12 protein-coding genes are annotated in these 13,695 nt (G+C 72.7%); 6 read left to right on the top strand and 6 right to left on the bottom strand.

Annotation, left to right across the window (positions count from 1 at the left end):
* Positions 1-6 precede the first annotated feature (6 nt).
* Entirely contained in the window at positions 7-2,208 is a 2,202-nt protein-coding gene (locus FRAEUI1C_RS22905; protein ID WP_013425731.1) for a bifunctional diguanylate cyclase/phosphodiesterase, read from the bottom strand.
* Between the two features lie 173 nt (positions 2,209-2,381).
* Between FRAEUI1C_RS22905 and FRAEUI1C_RS22900 the strand changes: the two genes are divergently transcribed.
* Entirely contained in the window at positions 2,382-2,810 is a 429-nt protein-coding gene (locus FRAEUI1C_RS22900) for a cold-shock protein (RefSeq protein ID WP_041259611.1), read from the top strand.
* Positions 2,811-2,841: 31 nt separating this feature from the next.
* Here the strand turns inward: FRAEUI1C_RS22900 and FRAEUI1C_RS22895 are convergent, their stop codons facing one another.
* The gene (locus FRAEUI1C_RS22895) at positions 2,842-3,234 is read right to left on the bottom strand and encodes a DUF2237 family protein (RefSeq protein WP_013425729.1); all 393 of its coding nucleotides are present in this window, start codon (positions 3,232-3,234) and stop codon (positions 2,842-2,844) included.
* Positions 3,235-3,537: 303 nt separating this feature from the next.
* On the opposite strand from FRAEUI1C_RS22895, the gene FRAEUI1C_RS22890 reads away from it, so the two are divergent.
* Positions 3,538-3,750 carry a DUF3073 domain-containing protein gene (locus FRAEUI1C_RS22890; RefSeq protein WP_013425728.1) on the top strand — a complete coding sequence of 71 codons (213 nt, stop codon included), beginning with the start codon at positions 3,538-3,540 and terminating at the stop codon, positions 3,748-3,750.
* Between the two features lie 116 nt (positions 3,751-3,866).
* On the opposite strand, the gene FRAEUI1C_RS22885 is transcribed toward FRAEUI1C_RS22890, so the two are convergent.
* Positions 3,867-4,199, bottom strand: coding sequence for an ArsR/SmtB family transcription factor (locus tag FRAEUI1C_RS22885; protein ID WP_013425727.1), 333 nt, complete (start codon positions 4,197-4,199; stop codon positions 3,867-3,869).
* A 188-nt stretch (positions 4,200-4,387) separates the two neighbouring features.
* Complete coding sequence (locus tag FRAEUI1C_RS22880) at positions 4,388-4,693, bottom strand: hypothetical protein (RefSeq protein ID WP_013425726.1); 306 nt, start codon at positions 4,691-4,693, stop codon at positions 4,388-4,390.
* A gap of 176 nt (positions 4,694-4,869) precedes the next feature.
* On the opposite strand from FRAEUI1C_RS22880, the gene FRAEUI1C_RS22875 reads away from it, so the two are divergent.
* From FRAEUI1C_RS22875 to lon, 4 genes are all read left to right on the top strand, one after another.
* Positions 4,870-6,249, top strand: a complete 1,380-nt coding sequence (locus tag FRAEUI1C_RS22875) for a M20/M25/M40 family metallo-hydrolase (RefSeq protein ID WP_013425725.1) — start codon at positions 4,870-4,872, stop codon at positions 6,247-6,249.
* Positions 6,250-6,305: 56 nt separating this feature from the next.
* Positions 6,306-7,040 carry a DUF459 domain-containing protein gene (locus tag FRAEUI1C_RS22870; RefSeq protein ID WP_198318620.1) on the top strand — a complete coding sequence of 245 codons (735 nt, stop codon included), beginning with the start codon at positions 6,306-6,308 and terminating at the stop codon, positions 7,038-7,040.
* Between the two features lie 24 nt (positions 7,041-7,064).
* A complete protein-coding gene (locus FRAEUI1C_RS22865; protein ID WP_013425723.1) occupies positions 7,065-8,108 on the top strand; it encodes an NAD(P)-dependent alcohol dehydrogenase in 1,044 nt (347 codons plus the stop codon).
* A gap of 139 nt (positions 8,109-8,247) precedes the next feature.
* Positions 8,248-10,668: an endopeptidase La gene (lon, locus tag FRAEUI1C_RS22860; protein WP_013425722.1), complete on the top strand. Its 2,421-nt coding sequence runs from the start codon at positions 8,248-8,250 to the stop codon at positions 10,666-10,668.
* A gap of 48 nt (positions 10,669-10,716) precedes the next feature.
* Here lon and FRAEUI1C_RS22855 read toward each other — a convergent pair whose 3' ends face one another.
* Complete coding sequence (locus FRAEUI1C_RS22855; protein ID WP_013425721.1) at positions 10,717-11,817, bottom strand: glycoside hydrolase family 26 protein; 1,101 nt, start codon at positions 11,815-11,817, stop codon at positions 10,717-10,719.
* Entirely contained in the window at positions 11,814-13,655 is a 1,842-nt protein-coding gene (locus tag FRAEUI1C_RS22850) for a glycosyltransferase family 2 protein (RefSeq protein WP_232425089.1), read from the bottom strand. The genes FRAEUI1C_RS22855 and FRAEUI1C_RS22850 overlap by 4 nt, the downstream gene beginning before the upstream one ends.
* Positions 13,656-13,695 lie beyond the last annotated feature (40 nt).

Here is a 13,695-nt window from a genome sequence, read left to right as displayed (position 1 = left end):
GGCCGGTCACCAGGGTGGGTCGGGCGCCGGCGGACCCACCGCCGCGCCCTCGACGACGTCGCACCCCACCGCGCGCACGGCGGCCAGCTCGGCCGGCCGGTTGACCTCGTTCGCCGCGACCTCCAGCCTCATCCCGTGCGCGAACCGCACGATCCCGGCGAGGATCGCCTCGACCCTGACGTCGCTGTCCGCGTCGCGGACCTGACGGTCTCCGAGCCTGATCCCGGCGACGGCCGAGGGCAGGGTGTGTCTCGACGCCGCCCGCACCGGCCCGTTCTCGGTGAAGTCGAACCAGACGGCCGCGCCCGCGTCGACCAGCTCGGCGACCGCCTCGCCGGCCCGGCCCCGGTCGTGCTCGATGAACTGGTCGGGCAGCAGGACGTGCGGGATCGCGGCGCCCGGATCGGCCCGGGCCGCCAGCGCGGCGAGCGCGTGCCGCAGATCGGGGTCGGCGGCGCCGCGCTCGGAGATCCGCAGGTAGAGCCGCGGTGGGCGCTGGCCGAGGGGGCCGCCGGCTCGCGCGGGTCCCGCCATGCGACCGACGGCGTGGACCAGCCAGTGGTCGAGATCGACGGTGAGGCCCGCCTCGGCCGCGATGGGGCCGATCGCGTCCAGCCCGACCAGGCCGTCGTCCGCGCGGGGCCAGCAGGGGAGCGCCTCGGCGCCGACGATCGTGCCGTCGCGGGCGGCGACCGGCGCGTACAGCAGAATCAGGGCGTCGCCGGACAGGGCGCGCCGCAGGTCGGAGGTGTCCCGCAGGCGGGTGGCCAGGCTCGCGCGAATCCGCCCGTCGAACGCGGCGCTGCCACCGCGCCCCAGTCGCTTCGCCTCGTACATCGCCATGTCGGCGGCGTTCAGCAGGTCCTCCGCGTCGTCGAGGTCGGGCCCGGAGACGGCCAGGCCCACGCTGCCGCCGACGCTCACCGCGTGGCGCAGCTCGACCGGCCTGGACAGGCAGTGGCGGACCCGCTCCGCGATGACGGCCAGGTCGTCGACGTCCCGGACCCCTTCGCACAGCACCGCGAACTCGTCGCCGGAGAGCCGTCCGACCACGTCGCCGGGGCGGACCCCGTGGGCCAGCCGGTGGCCGATCGTGCGCAGCAGCTCGTCGCCGGCCTGGTGGCCGAGCGTGTCGTTCACCGCCTTGAAGCCGTCGAGGTCGATGAACAGCACGCCGACCCGGCAGCCGTCGGCCCGCTCCCGGCGCAGGTCGCGCCGCAGCCGGCGCAGCAACGCGTCCCGGTTGGGCAGCCCGGTGAGCGCGTCGTGCAGGGAGGCGTGGCGCGCGGCCTCCTCCATCCTGATCCGGATCGAGGCCGCGCCGAGCAGCGCCGCCGCGGAACGGACGAACGCCTGCTCGTCGGCGGCGAGCCCGCGCCCTCGCCGCACGACAACCGTGCCGGTCGGCGCGTCCACGCGGCCCGCCGACACCCGCATCTCCCGCGGCAGCCAGCCCTCGTCGGGACACGGCCGCGCGGGTACCCGCCCGGCCGCGTCGGTGCGCCACAACATGGCGCGCAGGTCCTGGGCGTCGTCACGCGGGCGGCCGGGGGCCCGGGCGCCGGGCGGGGCCTGGCCGAACGGATGGTCCGGGCCGTCCGCCGCCTGCGCCGGGTCAGGCGGCCCGGCCGCCGCCGCCCGGAGGGGCACGATGGTGACCTCGTCGGCGTCGAGCTGTTCGGCGAGTGTCCGGACGCCGAGGTCCCAGAGGGCCTGCTCGTCGGAGATCTCCAGAACACGCTGCGCGAGGTCGGCCATCGCGGTCTGTCGGTCCGTCTGCGTGCGCAGCTCCGCCATCGCCGTGTGCAGGTCGTTGACGTCCGCGACGACGCCGACGACGCGCGGCCGGCCCGACCCGTCGGACACCGGGATCAGGTCGGCGAAGTGCCAGCGCCCGGCGATGCTGAGCACGTCGTGGCCCCGGGTGCCGTCCAGGGCCTGTCTGAGCAGGGCCAGGGCGTCGGGCTGGCGGCGCAGTGCCACGAACGCGGACGAGCGCTTGGCCACCGCCAGCGCCGCCGTGGTCGCCGCCGGAACCGAGCCGCCGGAGGCCAGCACCTGGCCGTCCTCGTCGAACAGGGCCAGCCCGACCGGCGCGTTGTCGAGGAGCAGCTGGAGGCGGTGGTGCGCCTCGGTCAGCTCGCTGACGTCCTGGAGCAGCCCGGCGACCAGGCCGGCACGCTCCTGGGTTCCACCCTGGCTGCACACGCACGGTGGGTACCCGTGGCCCGACGGGCAAACCGGCTAGACTCGTGCGTTGACCGTGCGACGGCCGGCGCGCAGCCGAGCGCGTGACCTCGAAGCTGGGATGTCGGAGCTGGAGACGTCCGAGCTGGAGGCACAGTCAGCGGTCCGGTGTTCGGTGCTTTACGGGGTGATGTGTGCGTACAGGCAGGGTGTTGAGGTTCGATCAGGTTCGGGGCTACGGGTTCATCGCGCCTACCGGCGGCGGAGAGGACATCTTTCTGCACGCCAACGACCTGCTGGTCGACAAGCATCTCGTGACCGCGGGCGTGACGATGGAGTTCGAGGTTGAGCAGGGTGACCGCGGGCCGAAGGCGACCGGTGCCCGGCTGGTGCGGTCCGCGCCCGGTGCCGCCACGCCCGGCGCGCCGGTCGAGGGCGCTGCCGCGCGGGAGCCCGGTGACGAGGGCGAGGACTTCTTCTACGTCCCGTCGGCGAAGGAGTTCTCCCGGGAGGTCACCGAGATCCTTCTGCAGACCGAGCCGACCCTGACCGGCGCCCAGATCCTCGCCATCAGGCGTGGCATGACCCGGCTGGCTGAGAAGAACGGCTGGATCGAGGGCTAGCCGGCCTGGGAGCGCGCCGAGCGCCCGCCGGTCAGGTGAGCGACCGGGGGTCGGCGGGAACGTCGACGGCGTGCTCGCGCAGGGCGTCGAGCGGGACGAGCTCCAGGGCGCGGGCGTTGGTGGACGCGAGGACCACCGGGGCGGCGACGCCGGCCCGGTAGGCCTGCAGCCAGCGGGCGGCGACCACGCACCACCGGTCGCCCGGCCGCAGGCCAGGGAAGGCCCACTCCGGCCGCGGCGTGGACAGGTCGTTGCCGACCTCGCGCTGGTGATCCAGGAACTCCTTGGTGACCACGGCGCAGACGGTGTGGCTGCCGAGATCCTCCGGCCCGCTGCTGCAGCAGCCATCCCGGGAGAAACCGGTCATCGGGTCAGTCCCGCACGGCTCCAGCGGGCCGCCGAGGACGTTGCGCTCGTCCGTCACGCCCTCAGTGTGGCATCTTCACCGCACTCGGCCACCGCCGATCCCGCCGGTTGACCCGCCGCCGGGCAGGTGGTGGCGCGGCGTGGCGGCGGGCCGGGAAATACCGGCGGCGCCGGAGGTGGCACAGGCCGCAACGCCGGTCACCGCAACGCTCACAATCTGAGAAGGTTGTAAGGTATTCAGCGGTCGGCCACTGACGACGCGACGGCGCGCGGGTGGCGGCTCGTGGGACGTTCGGCAGGCACGGGCGACAAGCACGACGCGCGGCGGCGGGGCCCCCGCGCCGCGGAAGGGAGTCGGGCCATGGGGCGGGGTCGGGCCAAGGCGAAGCAGACGAGGGTCGCTCGGGAGCTCAAGTACCAGTCGCCGAACATCGATCTCGACCGGCTGCGCGCCGACCTCGGGGCCGTGTCGGACGACGGCTTCGGCGACCAGACGGACGGCGTGGACGGCCACGCCGGCTGGGGCGACCAGTACGAGGACGAGGAGGACGAGGCGCGCGCCTCGTCCTACTGAGTTCCCGCCGATCAGCTGGCGGCGAAACCCGGGCGTCCCAGGACGCCCGGGTTTCGTCTGCCTGGAGTTACGTTGACCGGCGTGCGCCGGCCGGCGGCGCGGCGCCGCCGGCCGGGTCAGCGATGGGCGTCGAGCAGGTCCCGCAGGATCTCCGCCTGTTCGTTCAGCACGCCGGTGAGGATCAGGCGGGTCTGGTCGAGCAGGTCGGCGAGCAGCGGTGTCGACAGGGCGTAGTAGACGGTGGTGCCCTGCTTGCGGGTCGTCACGAGCCCGGCCCGGCGCAGCACCCCCAGCTGCTGGGACAGGTGCGAGGCCTCCAGGCCGACGTCACCGACCAGCTCCCCGACAGACCGTTCTCCCTCGCGCAGCAGCTCGAGCACACGGATCCGGGCCGGATGGGCGAGGGAACGGAAGAACTGGGCCTTGAGCTCGTAGAGCGGGGTGGCCATCGGACTAGTCACCTCGCCGGCATACCCGGCCGGACGGCTGCGGGCCAGCCGCGGAGCTGATCAGCGGGCGGCGAACAGCGTGAGCCGCCCACCCCCCGGTGCAGAACGATCGTGGTGAAAAGTTTGGTCGACGGGAAGGCAACACCTGCGAATCTTACGACATTGTCAGGTTAGGTGGCCGGTGGCGGTCAGCCGCGGCGGGCGAGCCGGCGCAGGCGGCCGGCGGCCGCACGGGTGGCTCCCGTCGTCGCGGCCGGCCGGAAGCCGCGGGCGCCGGCCGCGGCTCGCCTCGCCCGGGCGGCCCGTCTGGCCTCGAGCGCGGCCACGGCGGCCTTCCCGCCGACGGGCGGCAGCTGCGCCGGCCGGAACGCGGCGGCGTACCGCGACGAGCGCCGGTAGCCGTGCTGCCAGCGCAGGTGGTTGTCCAGGTCGCTCGATGAGGCGAAGTCGCCGTCGCAGCCCAGGTCGGCGCGCGGACACCGGTAGACGATCATCAGCCCTCCCCCATGCTGGCGAAGGCCCTCTACCCGTGCGGCACGTGGCCGAAGCCGCGCGGACCTGGCGGGTCTCGCCGCCTTACCTTTCTGATTGTTGCCAGCAGGTTACCGAGGCCTGGCCGGATACGTGGCCGATCCGGCACGCGGACGAAGCCCGGGGCAGACTTACTGCCATGGCGAGCGAATCGACGACCTTCTCCGGAACCCAGACGAGGCAGGCGGGCGACGTCGCGGCGGCGACGCGGGCGCTGCCGTCGACGGGGGCGCAGGACGAGGTCGTCGAGCTCTGCCGGGAGCTCCTGATGATCGACTCGACGAACCGGGGCAACGGGGACGGTTTCGAGCGGGCCGCCGCCGAGTACGTCGCGGCGAAGCTCGCCGACGTCGGCCTCGAACCGACGCTGCTGGAGTCGCGGCCGGGCCGGACCAGCGTGATCACCCGGATCGAGGGCACCGACCCGAGCCGGCCGCCGCTGCTCATCCACGGGCATCTCGACGTCGTCGCGGCCGACCCGGCGGAGTGGCGCCACCACCCGTTCGGCGGCGAGGAGGCCGACGGCTGCCTGTGGGGGCGCGGCGCGATCGACATGAAGGACATGGACGCGATGACCCTGGCGGTCGTCCGCGACCGGGCCAGGACCGGCCGCAAGCCCCCGCGCGACCTGGTCGTCGCGTTCGTCGCCGACGAGGAGGCCGGCGGGCCGCTCGGCGCGCACTGGCTGGTGGACAACCACACCGACCTGTTCGCCGACTGCACCGAGGCGATCAGCGAGGTCGGCGGATTCTCCTACACGGTCCGCGACGACCTGCGGCTCTACCTGATCCAGACCGCCGAGAAGGGCATGGCCTGGATGAAGCTGACCGCCCGCGGCCGGGCCGGCCACGGCTCGATGCTCTCCACGGACAACGCCGTCACGAAGCTTGTCGAGGCCGTCACCCGGATCGGCCAGCACAGGTTCCCGGTCGTGCTCACCCCGACCGTCCACCAGTTCCTCGACTCCCTCGGCGACGCCCTCGGCATCGAGATGGACTACGACAACCTGGAGGCGACGGTCGCCAAGCTCGGCGGGCTGGCCCGGATGATCGGCGCGACGATCAGCGACACGGCCAACCCGACCCAGCTCAACGCCGGGCACAAGGTGAACGTGATCCCCGGCGAGGCGACGGCCGGTGTCGACGGCCGGTTCCTCCCCGGGCGCGAGGACGAGTTCGTCCGCCAGATCGACGAGCTGATCGGCCCGGACATCCAGCGCGAGTGGGTGGTGCTGGACCGCGCGGTCGAGACGCCGTTCGACGGGCCGATGGTGGACGCGATGGCCGCCGCGCTGCGCGCCGAGGACCCCGGCGCCCGCGCCGTCCCGTACATGCTCTCCGGCGGCACGGACGCGAAGTCGTTCTCCCAGCTGGGCATCCGCTGCTTCGGCTTCTCGCCGCTGAAGCTGCCGCCCGACCTGGACTTCTCCGGCATGTTCCACGGCGTCGACGAGCGTGTCCCGACCGAGGCGCTGAAGTTCGGCACCCGCGTCCTGGACCGCTTCCTCGCCGCCAGTTGAGCCGCGGACCGGCCGGCCGCCCGGGGCCGATCGGCTGGCTGTTGATCGTCGCGGTCGTGGTCGCGCTGGTGGGAGTCCTGGGCCACAACACGCACCACAGCTCCGGCGGGCGGCGGGTCGCGCTCTGGGGTGACTCGATGGCGTGGGAGGCGCAGGACGACTTCGCGGCGGACGTGGCGGCCGCCGGTGGCACGTCGCTGCTGCACACCTACGGCGGCACCGCGCCCTGCGACTGGCTCTCCGACATCCGCAAGCAGTCGCGCAAGTGGCGCCCGACCGTCGCCGTGCTGGCCTTCTCCGGCAACACGGGCACGAAGTGCATGAAGGGCCGGGACCTGACCAGCGCGTACCGCTCGGACGTCCTGGCCGCTGCCGTCAGGCTCACCCGCGACGGTGCCCACGTGGTGCTCGTCGAGGCCCCACCGAGACGGGACCAGACCGTCGACCCGCAGGGGCTCACCTCGCTGGATCAGCTCTGGCAGAAGATCGCCGGCCAGGTGCCGAACACGACGGTGGTGCCCGCCGGCCGGGCCGTGACCGACCCTGCTGGGCGGTTCGCGCAGACCGTGCCCTGCGGCCCGGGCGACGTGTGCCCGGCGGGCGGTCAGGTGACGGTGCGCAGCCCCGACGGCGTGCACTTCTGCCCGGTCGAGCAGCCGCCGATGACGCGCTGCCCGGTCCCGTCCGCCGGCGCTACCCGGTATGCCCACGCGATGGCCGCGGCCGCGGTGGCGCTGCTCGGGCCCCTGCCGTCCACCACCCCGTCCGGGCCACCACCGCCCGCGACCTGAGACCACGATCATCCAAGGAGAGACATGGCCACCGTACGGGCGCTTTCCGTCCCCGCCGCCGGTGCGGCCCTCGCGCCGACCACGATCTCCCGGCGTGACCCGCGCCCGGACGACGTCCTGATCGACATCAGGTTCGCCGGGGTCTGCCACAGCGACATCCACCAGGCCCGCCAGGAATGGGGCCCGGCGATCTTCCCGATGGTGCCCGGCCACGAGATCACCGGCGTGGTGGCGGCCGTCGGCGCGGACGTCACCCGGTTCGCGGTCGGGGACCGGGTGGGCGTCGGCTGCTTCGTGAGCTCCTGCCAGCGGTGCGACGCCTGCGTCGCGGGGGAGGAGCAGTACTGCACGGGCCCGAACCCGGTGTTCACCTACAACGGCACCGAATACGACGGTGAACCCACCTACGGCGGCTACAGCCAGCAGATCGTGGTCCGCGAGGCCTACGTGCTCCGGATCCCCGACGCCCTGGCGCTCGACGCCGCCGCGCCGCTGCTGTGCGCCGGGATCACGACCTACTCGCCGCTACGCCACTGGAAGATCGGCCCCGGCTCGAAGGTCGCCGTCGTCGGCCTCGGCGGGCTCGGTCACATGGGCGTGCAGCTCGCGCACGCGCTGGGCGCCGACGTCACCGTGCTCAGCCAGTCGCTGGCCAAGGAGAAGGACGGCCTGCGCCTCGGCGCCGACCGATACCGGGCGACCAGCGACCCGGCGACCTTCGAGGAGCTGCGCGGCAGCCTGGACTTCATCCTCAACACGGTCTCGGCGAACCTGGACCTCGACGCCTACCTGTCGCTGCTGCGGCTCGACGGCACGATGTGCAACGTCGGCGGCCCGGCCGACCCCGGCGCGTACCGGGCGTTCTCGTTGATCGCGGCCCGGCGCAGCCTCACCGGCTCCAACATCGGTGGCATCCGAGAGACCCAGGAGATGCTCGACTTCTGCGCCGAGCACGGCCTCGCGGCCGAGATCGAGCTGATCACCGCCGCCGACGTCAACGTCGCCTACGACCGCGTGGTGGCCAGCGACGTCCGCTACCGGTTCGTGATCGACGCCGCGACGATCTAGGCGTTCGCCGTTCGCCTCTGGGCGAACGCGGGATGGGCGGGCGGGAGGAACAACAGGCGGCTCCGGTGACTTTAGTCGGTCAGGCTCAAGTTCATTGGGTCTGCCGACCACCGTTCCGACCTTGAGTGGATGTGCCTACGTGACTCAGAACCGTGTGCTGCCCGTCCTGCCGATCGACGACGTGGTCGTGCTCCCCGGCATGGTCGTTCCGCTTGCCCTGTCCGACGCCGAGACACGTGCCGCCGTGGACGCGGCCCGCGCGGCGACCCAGTCGCGCGCTCCGGCCGGAGCCGACGCGGGCCGCAAGGCTGAGGTGCTGCTCGTCCCGCGGCTCGACGGGAAGTACGCCGCCGTCGCCGCGCTCGGCGTGATCGAGCAGGTCGGCCGGCTGCCCGGGGGCGAGCCCGCCGCCGTCGTGCGCGCCGTCGGGCGCGCCCGGATCGGCACCGGCTCGACCGGCCCCGGCGCCGCCCTGTGGGTCGAGGCGACGATCCTCGAGCCGACCGGAACGACCCCGACCGGGAAGCTCTCCGAGCTGGCCCGCGAGTACAAGGCCCTCGTCACCACCCTGCTGCAGCAGCGCGGCGCCTGGCAGGTGGTCGACTCGGTGACCTCGATCGACGACCCGTCCGCGCTGGCCGACACCGCCGGCTACGCCCCCTACCTGACGCCGGCCCAGAAGCTGGAGCTGCTGGAGGCCGCCGACGTCACCACCCGGCTGGAGAAGGTGCTGGCCTGGACCAGGGAGCACCTCGCCGAGCTGGACGTCGCCGAGACGATCCGCAAGGACGTCCAGGAGGGGATGGACCGCCAGCAGCGCGAGTTCCTGCTGCGCCGCCAGCTGGAGGCCGTCCGCAAGGAGCTGCGCGAGCTCTCCGGCGGCGGCGAGGGCGGCGACGGCGAGAACACCGACGACTACCGGGCCCGCGTCGAGGCGGCCGACCTGCCCGAGAAGGTCCGCGCGGCGGCGCTCAAGGAGGTCGACAAGCTGGAGCGGACCTCCGACCAGTCACCGGAGGGCGGCTGGATCCGCACCTGGCTCGACACGGTCCTCGACCTGCCGTGGAGCTCCAGGACCGAGGACTCCTATGACATCGCCGGCGCCCGCGCGGTGCTGGACGCCGACCACGCCGGCCTCGACGACGTGAAGGACCGGATCATCGAGTACCTGGCCGTTCGCCGCCAGCGCGCGGACGCCGGGCTGGGCGTCGTGGGCGGGCGGCGCAGCGGCGCCGTGCTGGCGCTGGCCGGCCCGCCCGGGGTCGGCAAGACCTCGCTCGGCGAGTCGGTGGCCCGCGCGATGGGCCGTAAGTTCGTCCGCGTCGCCCTCGGCGGCGTCCGGGACGAGGCGGAGATCCGCGGCCACCGGCGCACCTACGTCGGCGCGATGCCCGGCCGGATCGTCCGGGCGATCACCGAGGCCGGCACGATGAACCCCGTCGTCCTGCTCGACGAGGTCGACAAGGTCGGCGCCGACTACCGCGGCGACCCGACCGCGGCCCTGCTGGAGGTGCTCGACCCGGCGCAGAACCACACGTTCCGCGACCACTACCTCGAGGTCGAGCTGGACCTGTCCGACGTGCTGTTCCTGGCGACCGCGAACGTGATCGAGTCGATCCCCGGGCCGCTGCTGGACCGGATGGAGCTGGTCCGCCTCGACGGCTACACCGAGGACGAGAAGGTCGTCATCGCCCGGGACCACCTGTTGCCCCGCCAGCGTGAGCGGGCCGGCTTCGCCGAGGGCGAGGTCACCTTCGACGACGACACGCTGCGGCTGCTGGCCGGCGAGTACACCCGCGAGGCGGGCGTGCGTGACCTGGAGCGCGCGATCGCCAGGGTGCTGCGCAAGATCGCCGCGCAGGTCGCGCTTGACGGGACGGGCACCCGCGAGCCGGTCACGGTCGGCGCCGGGGACCTGGTCGGCTACCTGGGCCGGCCGCGGCACACCCCCGAGTCGGCCGAGCGCACGGCGCTGCCCGGCGTGGCGACCGGCCTCGCGGTGACCGGCGCCGGCGGCGACGTGCTGTTCATCGAGGCGTCGCTGGCCGACGCGGAGACCGGCGCCTCCGGCCTGACCCTGACCGGCCAGCTGGGCGACGTGATGAAGGAGTCGGCGCAGATCGCGCTGTCCTACCTGCGGTCACGCGGCGCCGAGCTGGAGCTGCCGGTCGGTGACCTGGCCAAGCGCGGGGTCCACGTCCACGTCCCGGCCGGAGCGGTGCCCAAGGACGGGCCGAGCGCCGGCGTCACGATGACGACCGCGCTCGCGTCGCTGCTGTCGGGCCGGCCGGTCCGGGCCGAGGTGGCGATGACCGGCGAGGTGTCGCTGACCGGGCGGGTGCTGCCGATCGGCGGGGTGAAGCAGAAGCTGCTCGCCGCGCACCGGGCCGGCATCACCACGGTCCTGCTGCCGAGCCGCAACGGGCCGGACCTGGACGACGTGCCGGCGGCGGTGCGTGACGCGCTCACCGTCCACCTGGTCTCGGACGTCCGTGAGGTCCTCGACCTGGCCCTGGAGCCGGCTTACGACTCCAGCCGGGACGCGGTCCTCGCCGCCTAAGGCGAATCAGCCCGGGAGCCCCATCGGGGTTCCCGGGCTTTCGGCTGGTCAGGGGCGCAGTGGCAGGGTCAGCTCGGGTCTGCTCGTCCAGCGCCAGGTCGTGTCGTAGCGCGGGTTGGCCGCGCCGACGGCGAAGGCCCGGGAGGCCGCCGGGGACACGGCGACCCGCCAGTCGACCTCCTTCGTCGACTCCTGCCAGATCACCCCGATGATCTCCGGGTAGCGCGGCAGCGAGGCGAAGAGCTGGGCGATCCACGCGGCCTTCAGTCCCGCGTTGTCGGCCGCACCGGTCTCCGTGATCACGATCGGTTTCTCGGTGATGGTCTGGACCTCGGCGATGCTGCTGGCGAAGATCTCGTCAAAGGACTTGTAGGTCTCGTTGCCCACGGTGCCGTAGTAGCCGGAGAAACCAATCCAGTCCACGTACGCGTCGCCCGGGTAGAGCTCGGCGAGCGGGGTGGAGTTCGGGTAGGTGACGTTGGGGCTCCAGATCCACACGACATTGGTCGCGCCCTCCTGCGCGAAGATGTCGTGCACGTGGCGCCAGGCCTGGACGTACTGTCCAGGCTGGTTGCCGTTGGCCTGTTCGGCCCAGGGGTACCAGTAGCCGTTCATCTCGTGCGCGAACCGCAGGCCGATCGTGTAGTCGAGCGTCTTGACCCCGCGGGCCCAGGAGCGGATGTACGAGTCGAACGAGCCGTCGATGATGTTGCTGAGCCGGTATTTCGGCTGGGCGCCGCGCAGCTTGTCACTCTGCGGTTTGTTGGAGAAGTCCCACGGCTCCCAGGCGACGATCGGCATCATGCCCAGACTCGCGACCTTGTTCAGGTCACTGGCATTGAACTTGTCCTCGGCCCAGCCCTCGGAGAACTGGTAGGCCCTCGGCTTGTAGCTCGTCTTCTGGGTGAAGTTCAGGAGATTGGTGAAGTCGTGGACCCCGGCGGTGGTCATGATGCCGACGAACGTCTTTCCCGGATCCGGGAACTGGCTCGGCGCCGCGGCCAGCTCGGTCGACGGCGCCAGGAGCTCGGCTGGAACCGACGCCCCGGGCCGGCGAGGCCCGGACAGGTGCGGGGCCACCCGGAAGACGTAGCCGGCGAGCACGACGACCAGGACCACCGCGACCACCCGGGGCACCGTCAGCCTCACGGGCCGTTCTCCGTGACGGAGCTCTCCTCGGCGAGCCGAGCCGTCAGCAGGAGCTGGGACTCCCTCGGTTCAGCCGCGACATGCACGCGGGCGGGGGGCGGGACCGTCCCGGCCGGGCCACCGGCCGCCGGGTCCCTGCGCCGCGCGGCGATCGTCCGGCGCACGGACAGCAACGGTGGCGACAGCCCGATCAGCAGCGCGAGCAGCGCCCAGAGCTGCGGCGGGGCGAAGCGGCCGTGGTTCACGGTGAGGTTGACGCACAGCAGCGTCGCGGCGACGACGGCCCAGGCCAGGTGCAGCCGGAAGGTCCGGAGCGACTCGGTGCTGCGCAGCTCGCCCTTCGCGGTCACCGCGTAGGCCAGGCGCCGGCGCAGCACCGCCGCGCACGCGGCGGACAGGTAGATCGGACCGGCGAACAGGGCGAGCGCCATGCCCGGTAGGCCGATCTCACGCCTCTCGTGCTCGGCGAGGTTGAACCGGCGCAGCCACAGCCACATGCTGACCCAGCTGCCCAGGGCGGCCGTCCACAGCGTGAGCCACGATCCCCCGCGCAGGTGGACCGCTGAGGCGCCGAAAACGAGGTAGCCGACCGTCGCCAGGCTGCCGAACAGCAGGCTCGTCGCGACGCTCGGGTAGTAGAACTGCACCATTCCGTACAGCAGCCGCTGGCGGGCCCGCAGCCTGATCCCGGCCTTCGCCCGGCGGCGCAGCTTGACGTCCCAGACGCCGTACGCCCACCGTTTCTGCTGGTTGAAGTAGTCGGTCCAGGTGGTGGGCGCCTCACCGATCGCGATCACGTCGGGGGTGTAGACGCCCTTCCAGGGGTTCCCGGTCGCCGGGTTGATCGTCCCCTGGACGCGCATGCTGGTCAGGTGGTCCTCGATGATCGAGTCCTGGTAGCCACCGATCTGTCGCCAGGCCGCCGGCCGGTACAGGTGGTTCGTGCCGATGAGCAGCGGCGCGTCGAGGCCGTTCCCGCCGCGCTCGATCACCCCGTTGAACAGGTACTGCTGCATCGAGGCGCCCTGTGCCACCAGGTTCTCCAGCATGTTCCCGTAGACCTGGGGAGCGACGACGAAGGCGACGTCCGGGTCACGGAAATAGCCCAGGGTGCGTTCCAGGAAACAGGTGAGCGGGACGTGGTCGGGGTCCATCTGGGCGACCACGTCGTAGTGGCTCTCGTGCTCGGCACGCCAGGCGTTGTGGTTTCCCGCCTTGCTCCTGGCCCGGAACTCCCCGGCCGGCTGGTTGTACTCCGGGCGGCCGCGGCGGCTGAAATGCAGGACACCCAGGTCCTCGGCGACTCGCTGAACCTCGGGATCGTTCTCCTCGTCCAGGATCCAGGCGGTCAGGAAGCCGTCCGGATAGGCGATCTCCCGCATCGCGCCCAGCGTTCTCGCCACGACGGAGACGGGCTCCTTCGAGGGGACGATCGTCGTGAGCACCGCGACCCGCAGCCCGGGCGGCGCGACGAGGGGCACCGGGTCCCGGGCGTGCCAGGCGAGTATCCCGATGATGGAGACCTGGACGATCCTGATGACCTCGACGAGGACTACGAGGCAGAAGCTCACGCGGGCCAGGAACAGCCGCCAGTCGCCCGTGCCGGCGACGCCGGCACCGGGCACATGCGCCGGCAGCAGCAGCCAGCCGACGAAGATCAGGTTCACCAGCGCGGTGAACAGGAACAACAGGGTCAGTGCCAACCGGCGGCCCGGTGGCACGACGGAGCGGAACTCCACCCGCGGGTTGTCGCCCCGCGGCGTGGTCAGCGGCCCACAGGCCTCGGCGCAGCGGGCATAGGCGACCCGGACCGCGGTGCTACGACGGGTGCCTCTCACCAGCCGCCGCGCGGCTCTGTGCCTGGCGACCGCCAAGCGT

The organism is Pseudofrankia inefficax, assembly GCF_000166135.1.
Lineage (GTDB): Bacteria > Actinomycetota > Actinomycetes > Frankiales > Frankiaceae > Pseudofrankia > Pseudofrankia inefficax.
This window is presented reverse-complemented; position numbering and strand designations above follow the sequence as displayed.

Coding starts and splice junctions, on each gene's coding strand:
- FRAEUI1C_RS22890 (WP_013425728.1), top strand. CDS start 3,538: ATGGGGCGGGGTCGGGCCAAGGCGAAGCAGACGAGGGTCGCTCGGGAG.
- FRAEUI1C_RS22885 (WP_013425727.1), bottom strand. CDS start 4,199: ATGGCCACCCCGCTCTACGAGCTCAAGGCCCAGTTCTTCCGTTCCCTC.
- FRAEUI1C_RS22880 (WP_013425726.1), bottom strand. CDS start 4,693: ATGATCGTCTACCGGTGTCCGCGCGCCGACCTGGGCTGCGACGGCGAC.
- FRAEUI1C_RS22875 (WP_013425725.1), top strand. CDS start 4,870: ATGGCGAGCGAATCGACGACCTTCTCCGGAACCCAGACGAGGCAGGCG.
- FRAEUI1C_RS22865 (WP_013425723.1), top strand. CDS start 7,065: ATGGCCACCGTACGGGCGCTTTCCGTCCCCGCCGCCGGTGCGGCCCTC.